Genomic DNA, 14,533 nt, shown 5'->3' on the forward strand with positions numbered 1-14,533 from the left:
GTTTGCCTGAGGCACCGAGTTGCCTGCATCGCAGGCAAGCCAGCTCCCACATTGAATCGTGTTCACTCAAACCGCAGGATCACCCTGCGGTTGTGCTTGCTCTTCTTCTCGATCTTCTCGCAGAACACCCGTCCGATTTCTTCGGTGTTGATCACATGGGTGCCCCCGCATGGCTGGATATCAATGCCGGCAATTTCAATCACCCGTACCGAGCCCTGTATCACCGGCGGCGCCACCGCCTGGGTGCGGGTTATCTGCAGCAGGGTGGAATACTCGGTGGCCGGCATCGACAGGGTTTTCACCGGGTGGGCCTGCTCGATCAGCGCATTGAGGTCGCGAGTGATGCTGTCTTTGTCGAGGGTCATTTCCGGCAAGTCGAAATCCAGGCGGCCCTTGTCTGCACTGATGCTACATCCCGTCACCGGTGCGTCGATGATCGAGCACAGCAGGTGCAGGCAGGTGTGCATCTTCATGTGCTGGTAGCGCCGGTCCCAATCGAGACCGGCGTCCACCTGCACGCCGGCAGTCAACTGCGGTGGGCAGTGGTCCACCTGGTGCCAGATGATGGAACGTAACACCGGGTCTCGCACCGTGCCTGTCACTTCGATGCGCGTACCGTCGGCCAGGGTGAGGTGACCGGTGTCTCCCGGCTGTCCGCCGCCAGTGGGGTAGAACAGCGTGTGTTCCAGGGCAATACCCTGTTCGCTGACCGCAATCACCCGCGCGCTGAAGGCGTTCTGGTAGGGCGCGCTGTCGAACAGCGCCAGGGTTTCCATGGTATGCACGGACATGTTCAACCTCCGACAATCAGTGGGCTGGCTTGCAACAGGGAACGCACCATCGCACTCAAGCCAGGGGGGGAAAGCAATGTGATTTCAAACTCCGGGCCGCACACCTTCAGGTTCAGTGGCAGGCGCGGCAGGTGGTCGCCCGACTCGACACGGTGCAGGCGAAATTGCAGGTGGTGACGTTCCTTCACGGTGGGCTCCAGCATCAGCCCGGGCAGGGGGTAGAAGTCGGCATCCAGTACCGTGACCTTGTGGCTGGTATTGACCTCGCCGACCACGTGCAGACGCTCATCCAATGCGAAGGCGCCGAGGTAGTTACTGTGGTCCGACTCGTCATTTTTTTGCAGCTGGATCTGGTTCACCACCTTCACTTTGGTGCCGGCGGGTACATCCTGGGTGATCACGCAGGATGGGCTGATGAACACGTTGTCGCCGATCAACACATAGCCAAGCACGCGGGCACCGGAACCGACCTCGACGTTATTGCCCAGGCGCGGGTGACGCTTGCCGTCAGGGTTGTTGGCGATGCCACGGGCGCCCAGGGTTACGCCGCAGAGGATGTAGCAGTCGTTGCCGATCTCGCAGGTTTCGCCGATCACCGTGCCGTAGCCGTGGTCCAGCACGAAGCGCCGACCGATACGCGCCGCCGGGTGGATCTCGGCCCCTGAAAGCACTTTGCCCTGGTTGCTCAGCTTGAGGGCGATGCGCGAGAACGTCCCGTTGGTCTGGTCGGGGAAGTTCCACACCAGATGCGCCAGCCGGTAATACAGCACCGCCTTGAATGAGGCGTAGGAGTCCAGGATCAGCTCGCCGCGCCCGCGTGATGCCGGGTCGCGATAGGCGTAGGCGATCAGGTCCTCGGCCACCGCTTGTGCGGCATTCTGGATCAGCGGCGCCAGGTGCGGCTCCAACTGCTTCATCTGCACAGGTGTGAGGGTCTTGATGAGGTGAGTGAGCAACTCATCGTGCAATTGTTGCATGTCGATAAAGCCACCCATGAAGGCACCCCCGTAATGTGGTTGGTTGGAAAACCGCTTATTCGAAACTGGGCAGGTAGCTGTCGGCATTGTCGTAGACCATGGTCAACACCACCGTTTCGGGCGGTAGTTCCGGGGCGAGCTGGGCGATGGCCACCATGTTGGCGGCGGACGACAAGCCCAGGCTGATGGCGTCGGTGCGCATGATGCGTTTCATCATGTCGATGCAATCCTGGCGCGAGACCTTGAGCATGCCGTCGATCACATCCAGGTTGAGGATGCTCGGGATCAAACCGATCGACAGGCCCTGGATATGATGGGGCGCGTGCTGGTCTTTCAGCAGGTCGCATTCTTCCGGTTCCACGCCCATGACGCGCAGGCCAGGCCAGGCCGCTTTCAGGGTCTCGCCGATGCCGGTGATATGCCCGCCGGTGCCGATGCCGCTGACGAAGTAATCCACCCTGCGATCACCGAAGGCACGCAGGATTTCCGGGGCGGTGGTATCTCGGTGGGTCTGCGGATTGGCGCCATTGCGCTGCTGGTTGAGCATCACGTAGCTGGGGTTTTCCAGCTGCAGCTCCATGCACTTTTCACCGTGGGAGTTGTTGCCCAGTCGGCTGTCCGACAGCACCACCCTGGCACCGTACAGGCGCAGCAGTTTCTGTTTTTCGGGGCTGTAGTTGTCGGGGATCACCAGCACCACCTTGTAGCCCAACACATTGCCCGCCATCACCAAGCCGATGCCGGTGTTGCCGCCGCTGGGCTCGATGATGGTTTGTCCGGAATCACGGATCAGCACGCCCCGGCGCTCGGCGTCGAGGATCATGCCCAAGGCGATGCGCGCCTTGTGGCTGCCGCCCGGGTTGAGGGATTCGAGCTTGGCGTAGACCTCGATGCCGAGGTCTTCGGAGAACTGCGCCAGGCGCACGATCGGCGTTTGGCCGATCACCTCGAGAATGGAGTTATGCAACATCATTCAATCCTCGGCTCAATACAAAGGCATGTCGGGTTCGACGTCGCGTACCCAATGCTTCATGCCGCCTTGCAGGACTTTGGTGTTGGCGAACCCGGCCGCCAGCAAGGTACTGGCGGCTTGCTCGGCGCGGGTGCCGGCGTAGCAGATCAGGTAGTGGGTGTTGTCCCGGCTGAGGCTGTCGAGGTGGCCGTCCAGTTCGGCCAGGGGGATATGCACCACGCCCGGCAATTTGCACACTTCCAGTTCGCTGGCATCGCGCACATCCAGCAGCACATCGGCGCTGCTGTGGTGTTCCAGAACCTGCTTGAGCACCCGGGGCTTGATGTAGCGCTCTTCGGCCAGGGAGGGTTGGGTGGGCACGGCATCTGCGCACACGGCGGGTGCCAGGGTCTCGTTGTGGCGCGCTTCGGAGCAGCAGGGGCAATCGGCGCGGCGCTTGAAGCGGATCTCGCTGAACTTCATCGCCAGTGCATCGAAGCGCATCAAGCGGCCTGACAGCGGTTCGCCGATGCCAATCAGCAACTTGATTGCCTCGGTGGCCTGGATCATCCCGACCACGCCGGGCAGCACGCCGATCACGCCACCGGCGCTGCAATTGGGCGCCAGCTCGGCGGGCGGCGCGCTCGGAAACAGGCAGCGGTAGCACGGCCCGCCTTGATAGTTGAGCACGCTGATCTGCCCGTCGAAGCGGTAGATGGCGCCGTACACCAAGGGCTTGCCGAGTTGCACGCAAGAATCGTTGACCAGGTAGCGAGTGTCGAAGTTGTCGGTGCCGTCGATCACCAGGTCGTAGGCGCCTACCAGTTCCAGGGCGTTGTCGGCATTCAGCGCGGTGTCGTGGGCGTTGATCTGGATATGGCGGTTGAGGTCTTGCAGGCGCTGCTTGGCGGATTCGACTTTGGGCATGCCGAGGGTGCTGTTGCCGTGGACGATCTGGCGTTGCAGGTTGCTGCTTTCCACCACATCAAAGTCCACCAGCCCCAGGGTGCCGATACCGGCGGCGGCCAGGTACAGGCTGATCGGCGAGCCGAGGCCACCGGTGCCGATGATTAGCACCTTGGCTTTCTTGAGGTTCAACTGGCCTTCGCGACCGACGCCGGGCAGGGTGATGTGGCGTACGTAGCGCTGTACCTCTTCGTTGCTCAGTGTGTCGACATCCATGCCGCCGGAGGTGGCGAGCAAAACTTCGATTCTGGCTTTTTGCGGCAAGGGCTCGTCGGCGTCGATCAGTGCTTCCTCGGCGGTAAACAGGAAGTGTTCCTTGAGCTGGTTGTTCTTCTCGTGGAACAGGTGCGGGCGCAATTGCGGGTGGCTGCTGCAGAGGTTTTCAATGACTTCGCGCAATGTCGATCCGGTGCCCTCGAGGGTCGATTCCGGCAGCTTGGCCACGCGAACCAGAATGTCGGGGAAAGAGACAGCGTTCATGGACAACTCCGTGTGCAGGTCGTTGAAAGGGTTAAGGGCGAAATGCTTGCCATCCCAGGCAAACAGCTTGGAGCCCAGGGCCTGGCCCTGGCGAACGTCTACCACCAGGTAGCTGACGGGATAGATCGGCTCGCCCATGAACAGTGCCTTGTCCTGGTCTTCGTCGCTGAAATAGGCACCGACATCCGGGTGGGAGTGGTAGATCACCACCACCGGGTTGTCGCTGCGAAACGCCTTGTTCATCAGCAGGGTGTCGGCCACCGAGAACGTGTAGCCGTTGGCCGCGCTGCGCGGGTACATCTCGGGGTTCTTGCGGTGCAGTTCATTCTGGATATTGCTGCCCAGGTACACGCTGCCGTCGGCGAAGATAAAACCGCAGCATTCCTCGGGGTAGCTGCGGCTGGCGTGGGCGTAGATCTGTTCCAGGGCGGAGGGGCGGAGGACGTCCATGTGGCTCTCGCGTTGTTGTAAAGAGGTCAATTTTTCTTGGCCAGGAGTTTTTCAACCGGCAACTTGGTGATCGCAAAGCCGGCCAGCAGGATGGCCGAGTACAGCATCAGGTCGCGGGAAATCGATACGCCTTCGTACCAGGCGCCAATGATCACGGCGAACACCGGGAAGATGATGAACACGAATGACAGGATGATCGGGCTCAAGCGCTTGAGCAGCATGAAATACACGATGAACCCGCCCACTGAGGCCACCAGCCCCAGGTAGAACAGTGCGCCCCAGGAGCGCAGGGTGATGGCGTCGAAGGTCGGCGCTTCAAACCACAGCCCGGCGACGAACAGCATCAGCCCGGCAATGCCGATGGGCAGGGTGTTGTAGGTGATCACACTGATGGCGCTGCCTTTCTGCTTGGTAATGACATAGCACAAGGCATGCATGATCGCGGCGGTCAGAATCGCCAGCACCCCGAAGAACTCGGCGTGGTCCAGGTGCAGGCCCTGGCTCCTGATGATCATGTAGAGGCTGCCGAAGCCGATACCGATGCCAACCACTTGGGAAAAGTAGATGCGTTCGCGCAGGAACAGCGCGGAGAAAATCAGGATGAATACCGGCATACAGCTGAACAGCAGCGCGGTCAGGCCGGACGAGACATGCATCTCGCCATAGTTGAGCAGGTAGTAGGGCACGCTGAAGTAGGAGAGGGTGACGAACACGAAGAACCAGCGGCTCTCGCGGGGAAACAGGATCGGCTCGCGGCGCACCATGGCAAAACACAGGAACAGCGGGAAGGCGATGAGGAAGCGCAGGCCGGCGGACGTCAATGGCGGCACGCTCTCCACGGCAATCTTGATCCCCAGCCACGTGGTGCCCCAACTCAGGCACACGATCAGGAACATCACACTGGTGATCAGCCCGGCCAGCCACTGTTTTTGGGTTTTTGTCTTAGCGGTATTTTCGAGAACGGCGGACATTGGCATCGTTTATTGCTTCCCTGAGCCGGAATTGAACTCTATATTGAGCTTGTAATGAGTTGTAAAATTCGGCGATTGAACCCGTAAAAGCACACTATTAGGGCGAAAGATGGCTGTCAAAACAAATATTGACATGGTGTCAATTATGCGTGAGGGGTTGTCCAACGGGCAGGGCGTGAAGTACAAGCGCCTGTCCGATGTCATGGAACGGGGCATCCTCGAAGGCTTGATTGAACCGGGAAGAAAACTGCCGCCTCATCGGGTGCTTTCCGACAACCTGGGTGTGACGATTGGCACCATCAGTCGAGCCTACGGCGAACTGGAACGCCTGGGGTTGGTTGTGGCGCGGGTCGGTGACGGCACTTTCGTGCGCAAGCGTGGGATGGAGCGCCAGCGCGATGAAGGGTTTCGCAACTTCAGCGAAGAGCCGCGCCAGTACTTCGACATGAGCCGAAACATGCACATCCCGGGGCAGGAAACAGTATTTCTGGCCCAGAGCTTCCAAACCCTGTCGACCAACGCCAAGTTCCTCCAGGACATCAGTGCCTACACTCCGGACGCCGGTCTGCCGCGCTACCGTGAAGCGGGCGCGCAATGGCTGGTGCAGCGCGATTTTCATCCGATTCCCGAGCAGGTCATTTGCGTCAATGGCGGCCAGCATGGCTTGCTGTGCGCGATGATGGCGCTGTTACGGGCGGGCGATACGGTGGTCACTGAGCAACTGACTTACCCTGGCCTGATAACGGCCGCGCGCATGTTGGGCATCCGCCTGATCGGCCTGGAGATGGACGAGGAGGGCGTGCTGCCGAGCGCGCTGGACGAAGTCTGTCGTAATCACCGAATTTCAGCGCTGTACTGCACGCCGACCATCCAGAACCCCACTACCGCCGTGCTCTCGGTGGCGCGTCGCGAAGCGCTGGCCAAAGTGTGTCGCGAACACAACCTGCTGATTCTTGAGGATGAAGCCCACGGTGTATTGGTGGAAGACCGGCCGCCGCCCCTCAGCCATTTCGCCCCTGAGCGTACGATTCTGATCAGCAGCCTGAGCAAGGCGGTGTCCGCCGGGCTGCGCGTGGGCTATGTGCATGCGCCGCCGGCGTTGGTCAGCCGTATTTCGGCGGCCCTGCGTTCGACCTGCTGGATGGCCACGCCCGTCACCCTTGAGCTGGCCACCCAGTGGATCGAAAACGGCACGGCGGAATACCTGCTGCGCCAGCAGATCAATGAGATCAGTCGACGCAAGGCCCTGGTGCGCGACCTGCTGACAGGGTTGGAGTACCGCACCCATCTCAATAGTCCGCATTTCTGGATTGAAGTGCCGGAGCCGTGGCGTGCGTCGGAAATCGAGGCGGAGCTCAAGCAGAATAATTACCTGATCGCCACCGCTGAAGCCTTTGCCGTGGGGCAGACGGCAGTGCCGCAGTTTATTCGGGCGAGCATCTGCAACACCTCGGGGGATGATCAGTTGTTGCGGGCGGGGTTTGATGCGCTGGCGACGGCGTTGGGGCAGGGGGGAGGGAGGTTTCAGTTGTAGGCCTTGATCCTTGTGGTGAGCGGGCTTGCCCCGCGCGAGGCAAGCTCGCTCACCACAAAGTAATAGGCGACAACATTATTTGAAGCGCCGCTCCACGCCTTTCTCCACCAAAATCTTCGCCGAAATCTCCTCCACCGAAAAATGCGTGGAATTGATGTGCGCAATATTCTCGCGACGGAACAGATTTTCTACCTCACGCACTTCGAACTCGCACTGGGCATAGCTCGAATAGCGGCTGTTGGGCTTGCGCTCATTGCGGATCGCCGTCAGCCGGTCCGGATCGATGGTCAGGCCGAACAACTTGTGCGAATGCGCGCGCAGGGCGGCCGGGAGCGTCAGGTGCTCCATGTCGTCCTCGGTCAACGGGTAGTTGGCGGCGCGGATACCGAATTGCATGGCCATGTACAGGCAGGTGGGCGTTTTGCCGCAGCGCGATACGCCGACCAGGATCAAGTCGGCCTTGTCGTAGTAGTGGGTGCGGGCGCCGTCGTCGTTGTCGAGGGCAAAGTTCACCGCCTCGATACGCTCCATATAATTGGAGTTGTGCCCAATGGAATGGGACTTTCCGACCGAATAAGACGAGTGTTCACTCAACTCCTGCTCCAGCGGCGCCAGGAAGGTCGAGAAAATGTCGATCATGAAACCATTCGACGTTGCGAGAATCTCACGGATGTCTTGATTGACGATGGTGTCGAAAATGATCGGTCGAAAACCGTCTTTTTCAGCCGCCAGATTGATTTGTTGTACCATGGCCCGCGCTTTATCCACGCTGTCGATATAGGGCCGCGTGAATTTGGCGAAGGTAATGTTTTCGAACTGCGCGAGCAGGCTTTGACCCAGTGTTTCGGCTGTGATGCCGGTGCCGTCGGAGATAAAGAAAGCAGATCGTTTCATTTGAGCCCTGGGCCTTAAGCTGATGGCGAATCTTGGATATGATAGGCGCGATTTTGCCGTCCCGCAGTGGGCCGCATTCTCACTTATTTTCCAGGTCCAGGCCACAAGCGCTGGTGAACGCTCCTACTGAGCAGCCGGCGTCCTGAGCTTTTCCAACACAGAAAGTGGAGAGATCACCTTGGTAGAGTACGTAGTTTCCCTCGATAAGCTCGGCGTCCATGATGTAGAGCACGTGGGGGGCAAGAACGCATCCCTCGGCGAGATGATCAGTAATCTTGCAGGCGCTGGTGTGTCGGTGCCCGGTGGTTTCGCCACCACGGCCCAGGCTTACCGCGATTTCCTCGAACTGAGCGGCCTCAACGCTCAGATCCACGCCGCGCTGGACGCCCTGGACGTCGATGACGTCAATGCCCTGGCCAAGACCGGTGCCCAGATCCGCCAATGGATCATGGAGGCCGAGTTCCCCGAGAAGCTCAACGAAGAAATCCGTACCGCCTTCGCCACCCTGTCGGCCGGCAATCCGGACATGGCCGTTGCCGTGCGCTCTTCGGCCACTGCCGAAGACTTGCCGGATGCCTCCTTCGCCGGCCAGCAAGAAACCTTCCTGAACATCCGCGGCGTGGAAAACGTGATCCGCGCGGCCAAGGAAGTGTTTGCCTCGCTGTTTAACGACCGTGCGATTTCCTACCGTGTGCACCAGGGTTTCGACCACAAGCTGGTGGCCCTGTCTGCCGGCGTGCAGCGCATGGTGCGTTCGGAAACCGGCACCGCCGGCGTGATGTTCACCCTCGATACCGAATCGGGCTTCCGTGACGTGGTGTTTATCACCGGCGCCTACGGCCTGGGTGAAACCGTCGTACAAGGTGCGGTCAACCCCGACGAATTCTACGTGCACAAGCACACCCTTGAAGCCGGTCGCCCGGCCATTTTGCGCCGCAACCTGGGCAGCAAGGCTATCAAGATGATCTACGGCGACGAGGCCAAGGCCGGTCGCTCGGTTAAAACCGTTGAAGTCGACAAGGCCGAGCGCGCGCGTTTCTGCCTGACCGACGCCGAAGTCAGCGAGTTGGCCAAGCAAGCGATGATCATCGAAAAGCACTACAAGTGCCCGATGGACATCGAATGGGCCAAGGACGGTGACGACGGCAAGCTCTACATCGTGCAGGCGCGTCCGGAAACCGTGAAGAGCCGCACTTCGGCCAACGTCATGGAACGCTACCTGCTCAAAGAAACCGGTACGGTGTTGGTGGAAGGCCGTGCCATTGGCCAGCGCATCGGCGCAGGCAAGGTGCGGATCATCAAGGACGTGTCCGAGATGGACAAAGTCCAGCCAGGCGACGTTCTGGTCTCCGACATGACCGACCCGGACTGGGAACCGGTGATGAAACGCGCCAGCGCCATCGTCACCAACCGTGGCGGGCGTACCTGCCACGCGGCGATCATCGCCCGTGAACTGGGCATCCCTGCAGTCGTGGGCTGCGGCAACGCGACCCAGCTGTTGAAAGACGGCCAAGGCGTCACTGTTTCCTGCGCCGAAGGCGACACCGGCTTCATCTTTGAAGGCGAGCTGGGCTTCGACATCAAGCAGAACTCCATCGATGCCATGCCGGACCTGCCGTTCAAGATCATGATGAACGTCGGCAACCCGGACCGTGCCTTCGACTTCGCGCAGTTGCCGAACGCCGGCGTGGGCCTGGCCCGCCTGGAGTTCATCATCAACCGCATGATCGGCGTGCACCCCAAGGCCCTGTTGAACTACGACGGCCTGCCGTTGGACATCAAGGAAAGCGTCGACAAGCGTATCGCCGGCTACAACGACCCAGTGGGCTTCTACGTCGAGAAACTGGTGGAAGGCATCAGCACCCTGGCGGCAGCGTTCTACCCGAAAAAGGTCATCGTGCGCCTGTCGGACTTCAAGTCCAACGAATACGCCAACCTGATCGGCGGCAAGCTCTACGAGCCGGAAGAAGAAAACCCGATGCTGGGCTTCCGTGGCGCCTCGCGTTACATCAGCGAAGCGTTCCGTGACTGCTTCGAACTCGAATGCCGCGCCCTCAAGCGCGTGCGCAACGAGATGGGCCTGACCAACGTCGAGATCATGGTGCCGTTCGTGCGCACCCTGGGCGAGGCAAGCCAAGTGGTCGACCTGCTGGCTGAAAACGGCCTGTCCCGTGGCGACAACGGCCTGCGCGTCATCATGATGTGCGAACTGCCGTCCAACGCCATCCTCGCGGAAGAGTTCCTGGAATTCTTCGACGGTTTCTCCATCGGCTCCAACGACCTGACCCAGCTCACCCTGGGCCTGGACCGCGACTCCGGGATCATCGCGCACCTGTTCGACGAGCGTAACCCCGCGGTCAAGAAGCTGCTGGCCAACGCCATCCAGGCCTGTAACAAGGCCGGCAAGTACATCGGTATCTGCGGCCAAGGCCCTTCCGACCACCCAGACCTGGCCAAATGGCTGATGGAACAGGGCATCGAAAGCGTCTCGCTGAACCCCGATTCCGTGCTGGAAACCTGGTTCTTCCTGGCGGAAGGCCAAGCGTCCGCCTAAGGTCGTGACGTCAAAAGTGCCGGTCACCTGTCGAGGGTGACCGGCATTCTTATCTGTGCAGGGCGGAACTCCTTCCGGACGCCGCCCTTTTTTGTGCAAGAGCATTATGCAAAGCAGCAGCAACCTGTTTCCCGTCGCCCTGATCAGCGCTGAACGTCGTGGCGACCTGAGTGAAGACGTGTACCGCCTCAAGCCCGGTAACAGCCCTGACGGCACCGTCGAACTGGCCGTTACCCGCTTAGGCCTGGCCGATGTCCCGGAAAACCGGGGCATACCGGTTATTTTGTTGCACGGCAGTTTTTCCAATCGGCGCTTCTGGTATTCGCCCAAAGGGATCGGCCTGGGTGCCTACCTGGCGCGCCAGGGGTTTGATGTGTGGATCCCGGAAATGCGTGGCCATGGGTTGTCCAAGCGCAATCACGACTACACACGCAATCGCGTCGCCGACTATGCGCGCTATGACTTGCCGGCCATTGGCGCATTTGTGCGTGAGCAAAGCGCGCAGATTCCCCACTGGATCGGCCATTCCCTGGGCGGCACGAGCCTGGCTGCGGCACTGGGCGGGCAGCACCTTGGCGCGCCTGCAGTGGCGTCGGTGGCCCTGTTTGGCTGCCAGGTCAGTCGCACCCACTGGCCGTTGAAAGTACCGCCGGTGGAATGGACGGGCCGCTTGCTCCTGAAGCGCTTCGGCGAATTATCCGGCTCGCGGTTCAAGCGTGGCCCGGAAGACGAGCCTGCGGGCGTGTTGATCGAAGCCATGCGCTGGAATGGCCTGTTTGGCCGTTTTGGCGAAGGGAAAAACGACTGGTGGAAAGGCCTGGCAAGTGTTGATGTGCCGTTGTTGGCGGTCAGTGCTGCCGGCGACCATCAGGACCCCGATTGGGCGTGTCGCAAGCTGTTCGAGCAGGTCGGCTCCGAGCACCGTCAATACCTGTGCCTCGGCCGCCAGCAAGGTTTTACCGAGGATTTCGGGCACGTTGAAATGCTCGTCAGCAAAGCCGCCCAGGCCGAAGTGTGGCCGCTGGTGGCGCAATGGCTGAAAGACCCGCTCACACCGCTGTTCGGCGCACAGGCCGAGGTGTTGGCCACGGTTTGAGGCAGTGCTCTGCCAAGGGCGTTTCACTCGTGTGTGGTTGCGGCTAAGATATGACGCGTTAAACGCTTCTGGTCATATTCAGTCGCGCAGTGGCTATTGCGTTGCGGCGAAGCGGATGGGATGTTTCGCACCTGCCTGGGCTGGCGCTTCTTTCGAAAGACACTTCTTTGACAGAAAGGAATTTTTCAATGAACCATTACGTGACCCCCGACCTGTGCGACGCCTACCCGGACCTGGTGCAGGTGCTCGAACCGATGTTCAGCAACTTCGGCGGTCGAGACTCCTTCGGCGGTGAGATTGTCACCATCAAATGCTTCGAAGATAACTCGCTGGTCAAGGAACAGGCCGACCAGCCTGGCGCTGGCAAGGTGCTGGTGGTCGACGGTGGGGGTTCCCTGCGCCGCGCGTTGCTGGGCGACATGATCGCCGAGAAAGCCGCGAAAAACGGCTGGGAAGGGCTGGTGATCTACGGCTGCATTCGTGATGTGGACGTCATCGCCCAGATCGACCTTGGCGTGCAGGCCTTGGCCAGTCACCCGATGAAGACCGACAAGCGTGGAATCGGCGATCTGAACGTAGTGGTCACGTTTGCAGGCGTGACGTTCCGCCCGGGTGAGTACATCTACGCCGACAATAACGGCGTGATTGTGTCGCCCAGCCCGCTGAAAATGCCTGAATAAACTGCTGTAACCGACGGGGTGAGGATGTTCGAGGAAGAAAACGCGCAATGGGGGCTGGTGCATGCCCTGGTGCTGGACGGTAAAGGCGGTGCGCGTTCGATTGCCCGGACAGAGCTCGACGACTTGCAACTGCAGCCCCAGGAAAGCCTGTGGCTGCACTGGGATCGCAGCCACCCGCAGACCCAGACCTGGCTGCGCAAATCCAGCGGCTTGAGCGAATTCGCCTGTGACCTGCTGCTGGAGGAAAACACCCGCCCGCGCCTGTTGCCACTGCCGGACGCGGAGTTGCTGTTGTTCCTGCGCGGCGTCAACCTCAACCCGGGGGCTGAGCCGGAAGACATGGTGTCCGTGCGTATCTTCGCCGCAGCAAGCCGGGTGATTTCCCTGCGCCTGCGTCCGTTGCGCGCCACCGATGAATTGCTGGTACAGCTGGCGGATGGCAAGGGGCCGAAGACCGCCTCCGAACTCATCCTTTATATGGCTCAGTACCTGACCAATAAAGTGCAGGATCTGGTCAGTGACCTGTCTGAAATCGTCGATACAGAGGAAGAAAAACTCGATACCGACGAACGGTATACTCCGGAACATGGCAGCGTCTTGCAGATCCGTCGGCGAGCGGCCGGGCTGAAACGTTTCCTCGCCCCGCAGCGGGATATTTTTGCCCAGCTTACGCGGATCAAACTGCCGTGGTTCTGTGATGACGATGCCGACTATTGGAACGAATTGAACAACAGCCTGACCCGCTATCTGGAAGAGCTCGAATTGACTCGAGAGCGCGTGGGGCTTGTGCTTGAGGCCGAAGACCGGCGCTTGAGCGTGCGCATGAACCGCACCATGTACCGCTTCGGGATCATCACCGGGATCTTCCTGCCGATGAGTTTTCTCACCGGCCTGCTGGGTATCAATGTGGGTGGGATTCCGTTCTCTGCCAGCCCTTATGGATTCATGATTGCGTGCCTGTTGATGGTCTCGGTGGCGCTGGGACAATGGTGGCTTTTTCGACGATTGCGCTGGGTTTGACCTGAATATGACCTGAACGTAGGAAAGGTCTTATGTGACCCCAAGAAATTTACCCTCGTCTTTTAAATCACTTGCGAGAGGTCTTTATGCACGATCCGTTCGAACAGTCTTTGCGTGACATGCTCAATGCCTCGCCGTCCAACCGCGACGACGATGCCTGCCTGGGCCGCGTGTTGAAAACCGCCAACCGCCAGGTCGGTGCGGGAGACCTGTTCGGTCTGCTCGGCCGCTGGGTACCGGCGCTGATGATGGCCCTGAACAACGGTTCGGCCCATGTATCGCCCGTTTCCCGTCGTAAACCTCTTGCTCGCACTGCTGATAAGGCTGATTGAATATGGAACTTGATCTCTGGACCCAGAGCCTGGTCACTGCGATGACCGCATTGTGGACCAAGGTGGCGAATTTCATTCCCAACCTGTTTGGTGCCCTGGTACTGGTGTTGCTGGGCTTTGTCGTGGCCAAGCTGCTCGACACCCTGCTGTCCAAATTGCTCGCAAAACTGGGCCTCGATCGCCTGATGGCAGGCACCGGCCTGACCAAGCTGCTGGGGCGTGCAGGCCTGCAAGTACCGATCTCGACATTGATCGGCAAGATCGTTTATTGGTTTGTTTTGCTGATTTTTCTGGTTTCTGCGGCTCAATCCCTTGGACTTGAGCGAGTTTCAGCTACGCTCGACATGCTGGCGCTGTATTTGCCGAAGGTTTTCGGCGGCGCGCTGGTACTGCTGGTAGGCGTTTTGCTGGCGCAACTGGCCAATGGGCTGGTACGCGGCGCCGCCGAAGGCGTGGGGCTGGACTATGCTGCCGGCCTGGGACGAATTGCCCAGGGCCTGGTGATCATCATTAGTATTTCGGTCGCGATCAGCCAGTTGGAGGTCAAGACTGACCTGCTCAACCATGTAATTGTGATCGTTTTGATTACCGTTGGTCTGGCCGTTGCGCTGGCCATGGGCTTGGGAAGCCGGGAAATTGCCGGTCAGATTCTTGCGGGAATCTACGTGCGTGAGTTGTATCAGGTTGGGCAACAGGTGCGTGTGGGCGAGGTCGAAGGGCAAATCGAGGAGATCGGTACCGTCAAGACGACGGTGCTGACCGATGACGGCGACCTGGTGTCGCTGTCCAATCGGATTCTCCTGGAGCAGCAGGTCAGTAGCCGCTAAACCGGCAAA

13 protein-coding genes are annotated in these 14,533 nt (G+C 60.0%); 7 read left to right on the forward strand and 6 right to left on the reverse strand.

Annotated features, from left to right (window positions below; genetic code table 11):
• Positions 1-62: 62 nt before the first annotated feature.
• Genes CWC48_RS18280 through CWC48_RS18300 form a run of 5 tightly spaced genes read right to left on the reverse strand, consistent with a single transcriptional unit; the run spans position 63 to position 5,536 of the window.
• Entirely contained in the window at positions 63-791 is a 729-nt protein-coding gene (locus CWC48_RS18280; RefSeq protein WP_078049755.1) for an alanyl-tRNA editing protein, read from the reverse strand.
• Positions 792-793: 2 nt separating this feature from the next.
• Positions 794-1,786, reverse strand: a complete 993-nt coding sequence (locus tag CWC48_RS18285; protein ID WP_078049754.1) for a serine O-acetyltransferase — start codon at positions 1,784-1,786, stop codon at positions 794-796.
• 37 nt (positions 1,787-1,823) lie between these two features.
• On the reverse strand, positions 1,824-2,738 hold the full coding sequence (locus CWC48_RS18290) for a PLP-dependent cysteine synthase family protein (RefSeq protein ID WP_078050985.1): 915 nt from the start codon (positions 2,736-2,738) through the stop codon (positions 1,824-1,826).
• Between the two features lie 15 nt (positions 2,739-2,753).
• Complete coding sequence (gene moeB / locus CWC48_RS18295) at positions 2,754-4,616, reverse strand: molybdopterin-synthase adenylyltransferase MoeB (protein WP_100492332.1); 1,863 nt, start codon at positions 4,614-4,616, stop codon at positions 2,754-2,756.
• Between the two features lie 26 nt (positions 4,617-4,642).
• The gene (locus tag CWC48_RS18300) at positions 4,643-5,536 is read right to left on the reverse strand and encodes a DMT family transporter (protein WP_164673174.1); all 894 of its coding nucleotides are present in this window, start codon (positions 5,534-5,536) and stop codon (positions 4,643-4,645) included.
• Between the two features lie 160 nt (positions 5,537-5,696).
• Here CWC48_RS18300 and CWC48_RS18305 point away from each other — a divergent pair, with 160 nt between their 5' ends.
• The gene (locus CWC48_RS18305; protein WP_078049751.1) at positions 5,697-7,121 is read left to right on the forward strand and encodes a PLP-dependent aminotransferase family protein; all 1,425 of its coding nucleotides are present in this window, start codon (positions 5,697-5,699) and stop codon (positions 7,119-7,121) included.
• A 75-nt stretch (positions 7,122-7,196) separates the two neighbouring features.
• Here the strand turns inward: CWC48_RS18305 and CWC48_RS18310 are convergent, their stop codons facing one another.
• A complete protein-coding gene (locus CWC48_RS18310; RefSeq protein WP_003193298.1) occupies positions 7,197-8,015 on the reverse strand; it encodes a pyruvate, water dikinase regulatory protein in 819 nt (272 codons plus the stop codon).
• Positions 8,016-8,193: 178 nt separating this feature from the next.
• Between CWC48_RS18310 and ppsA the strand changes: the two genes are divergently transcribed.
• The 6 genes from ppsA to CWC48_RS18340 all read left to right on the forward strand — a co-directional run bounded on the left by ppsA (position 8,194) and on the right by CWC48_RS18340 (position 14,524).
• Positions 8,194-10,569 (forward strand): phosphoenolpyruvate synthase, encoded by a 2,376-nt coding sequence (ppsA, locus tag CWC48_RS18315; protein ID WP_078049750.1) that lies wholly within the window; start codon positions 8,194-8,196, stop codon positions 10,567-10,569.
• Positions 10,570-10,675: 106 nt separating this feature from the next.
• Entirely contained in the window at positions 10,676-11,665 is a 990-nt protein-coding gene (locus tag CWC48_RS18320; protein WP_099493609.1) for an alpha/beta fold hydrolase, read from the forward strand.
• A 188-nt stretch (positions 11,666-11,853) separates the two neighbouring features.
• Positions 11,854-12,345 (forward strand): ribonuclease E activity regulator RraA, encoded by a 492-nt coding sequence (gene rraA / locus CWC48_RS18325; protein ID WP_100492333.1) that lies wholly within the window; start codon positions 11,854-11,856, stop codon positions 12,343-12,345.
• Positions 12,346-12,369: 24 nt separating this feature from the next.
• Complete coding sequence (locus CWC48_RS18330) at positions 12,370-13,365, forward strand: zinc transporter ZntB (RefSeq protein WP_078049748.1); 996 nt, start codon at positions 12,370-12,372, stop codon at positions 13,363-13,365.
• 86 nt (positions 13,366-13,451) lie between these two features.
• The gene (locus CWC48_RS18335) at positions 13,452-13,697 is read left to right on the forward strand and encodes a hypothetical protein (protein ID WP_025854229.1); all 246 of its coding nucleotides are present in this window, start codon (positions 13,452-13,454) and stop codon (positions 13,695-13,697) included.
• Between the two features lie 2 nt (positions 13,698-13,699).
• Positions 13,700-14,524, forward strand: a complete 825-nt coding sequence (locus CWC48_RS18340) for a mechanosensitive ion channel domain-containing protein (protein WP_003175519.1) — start codon at positions 13,700-13,702, stop codon at positions 14,522-14,524.
• The last annotated feature ends 9 nt before the right edge of the window (positions 14,525-14,533 follow it).

The organism is Pseudomonas sp. S10E 269 (assembly GCF_002798465.1).
Taxonomy (GTDB): Bacteria; Pseudomonadota; Gammaproteobacteria; order Pseudomonadales; family Pseudomonadaceae; genus Aquipseudomonas; species Aquipseudomonas pergaminensis.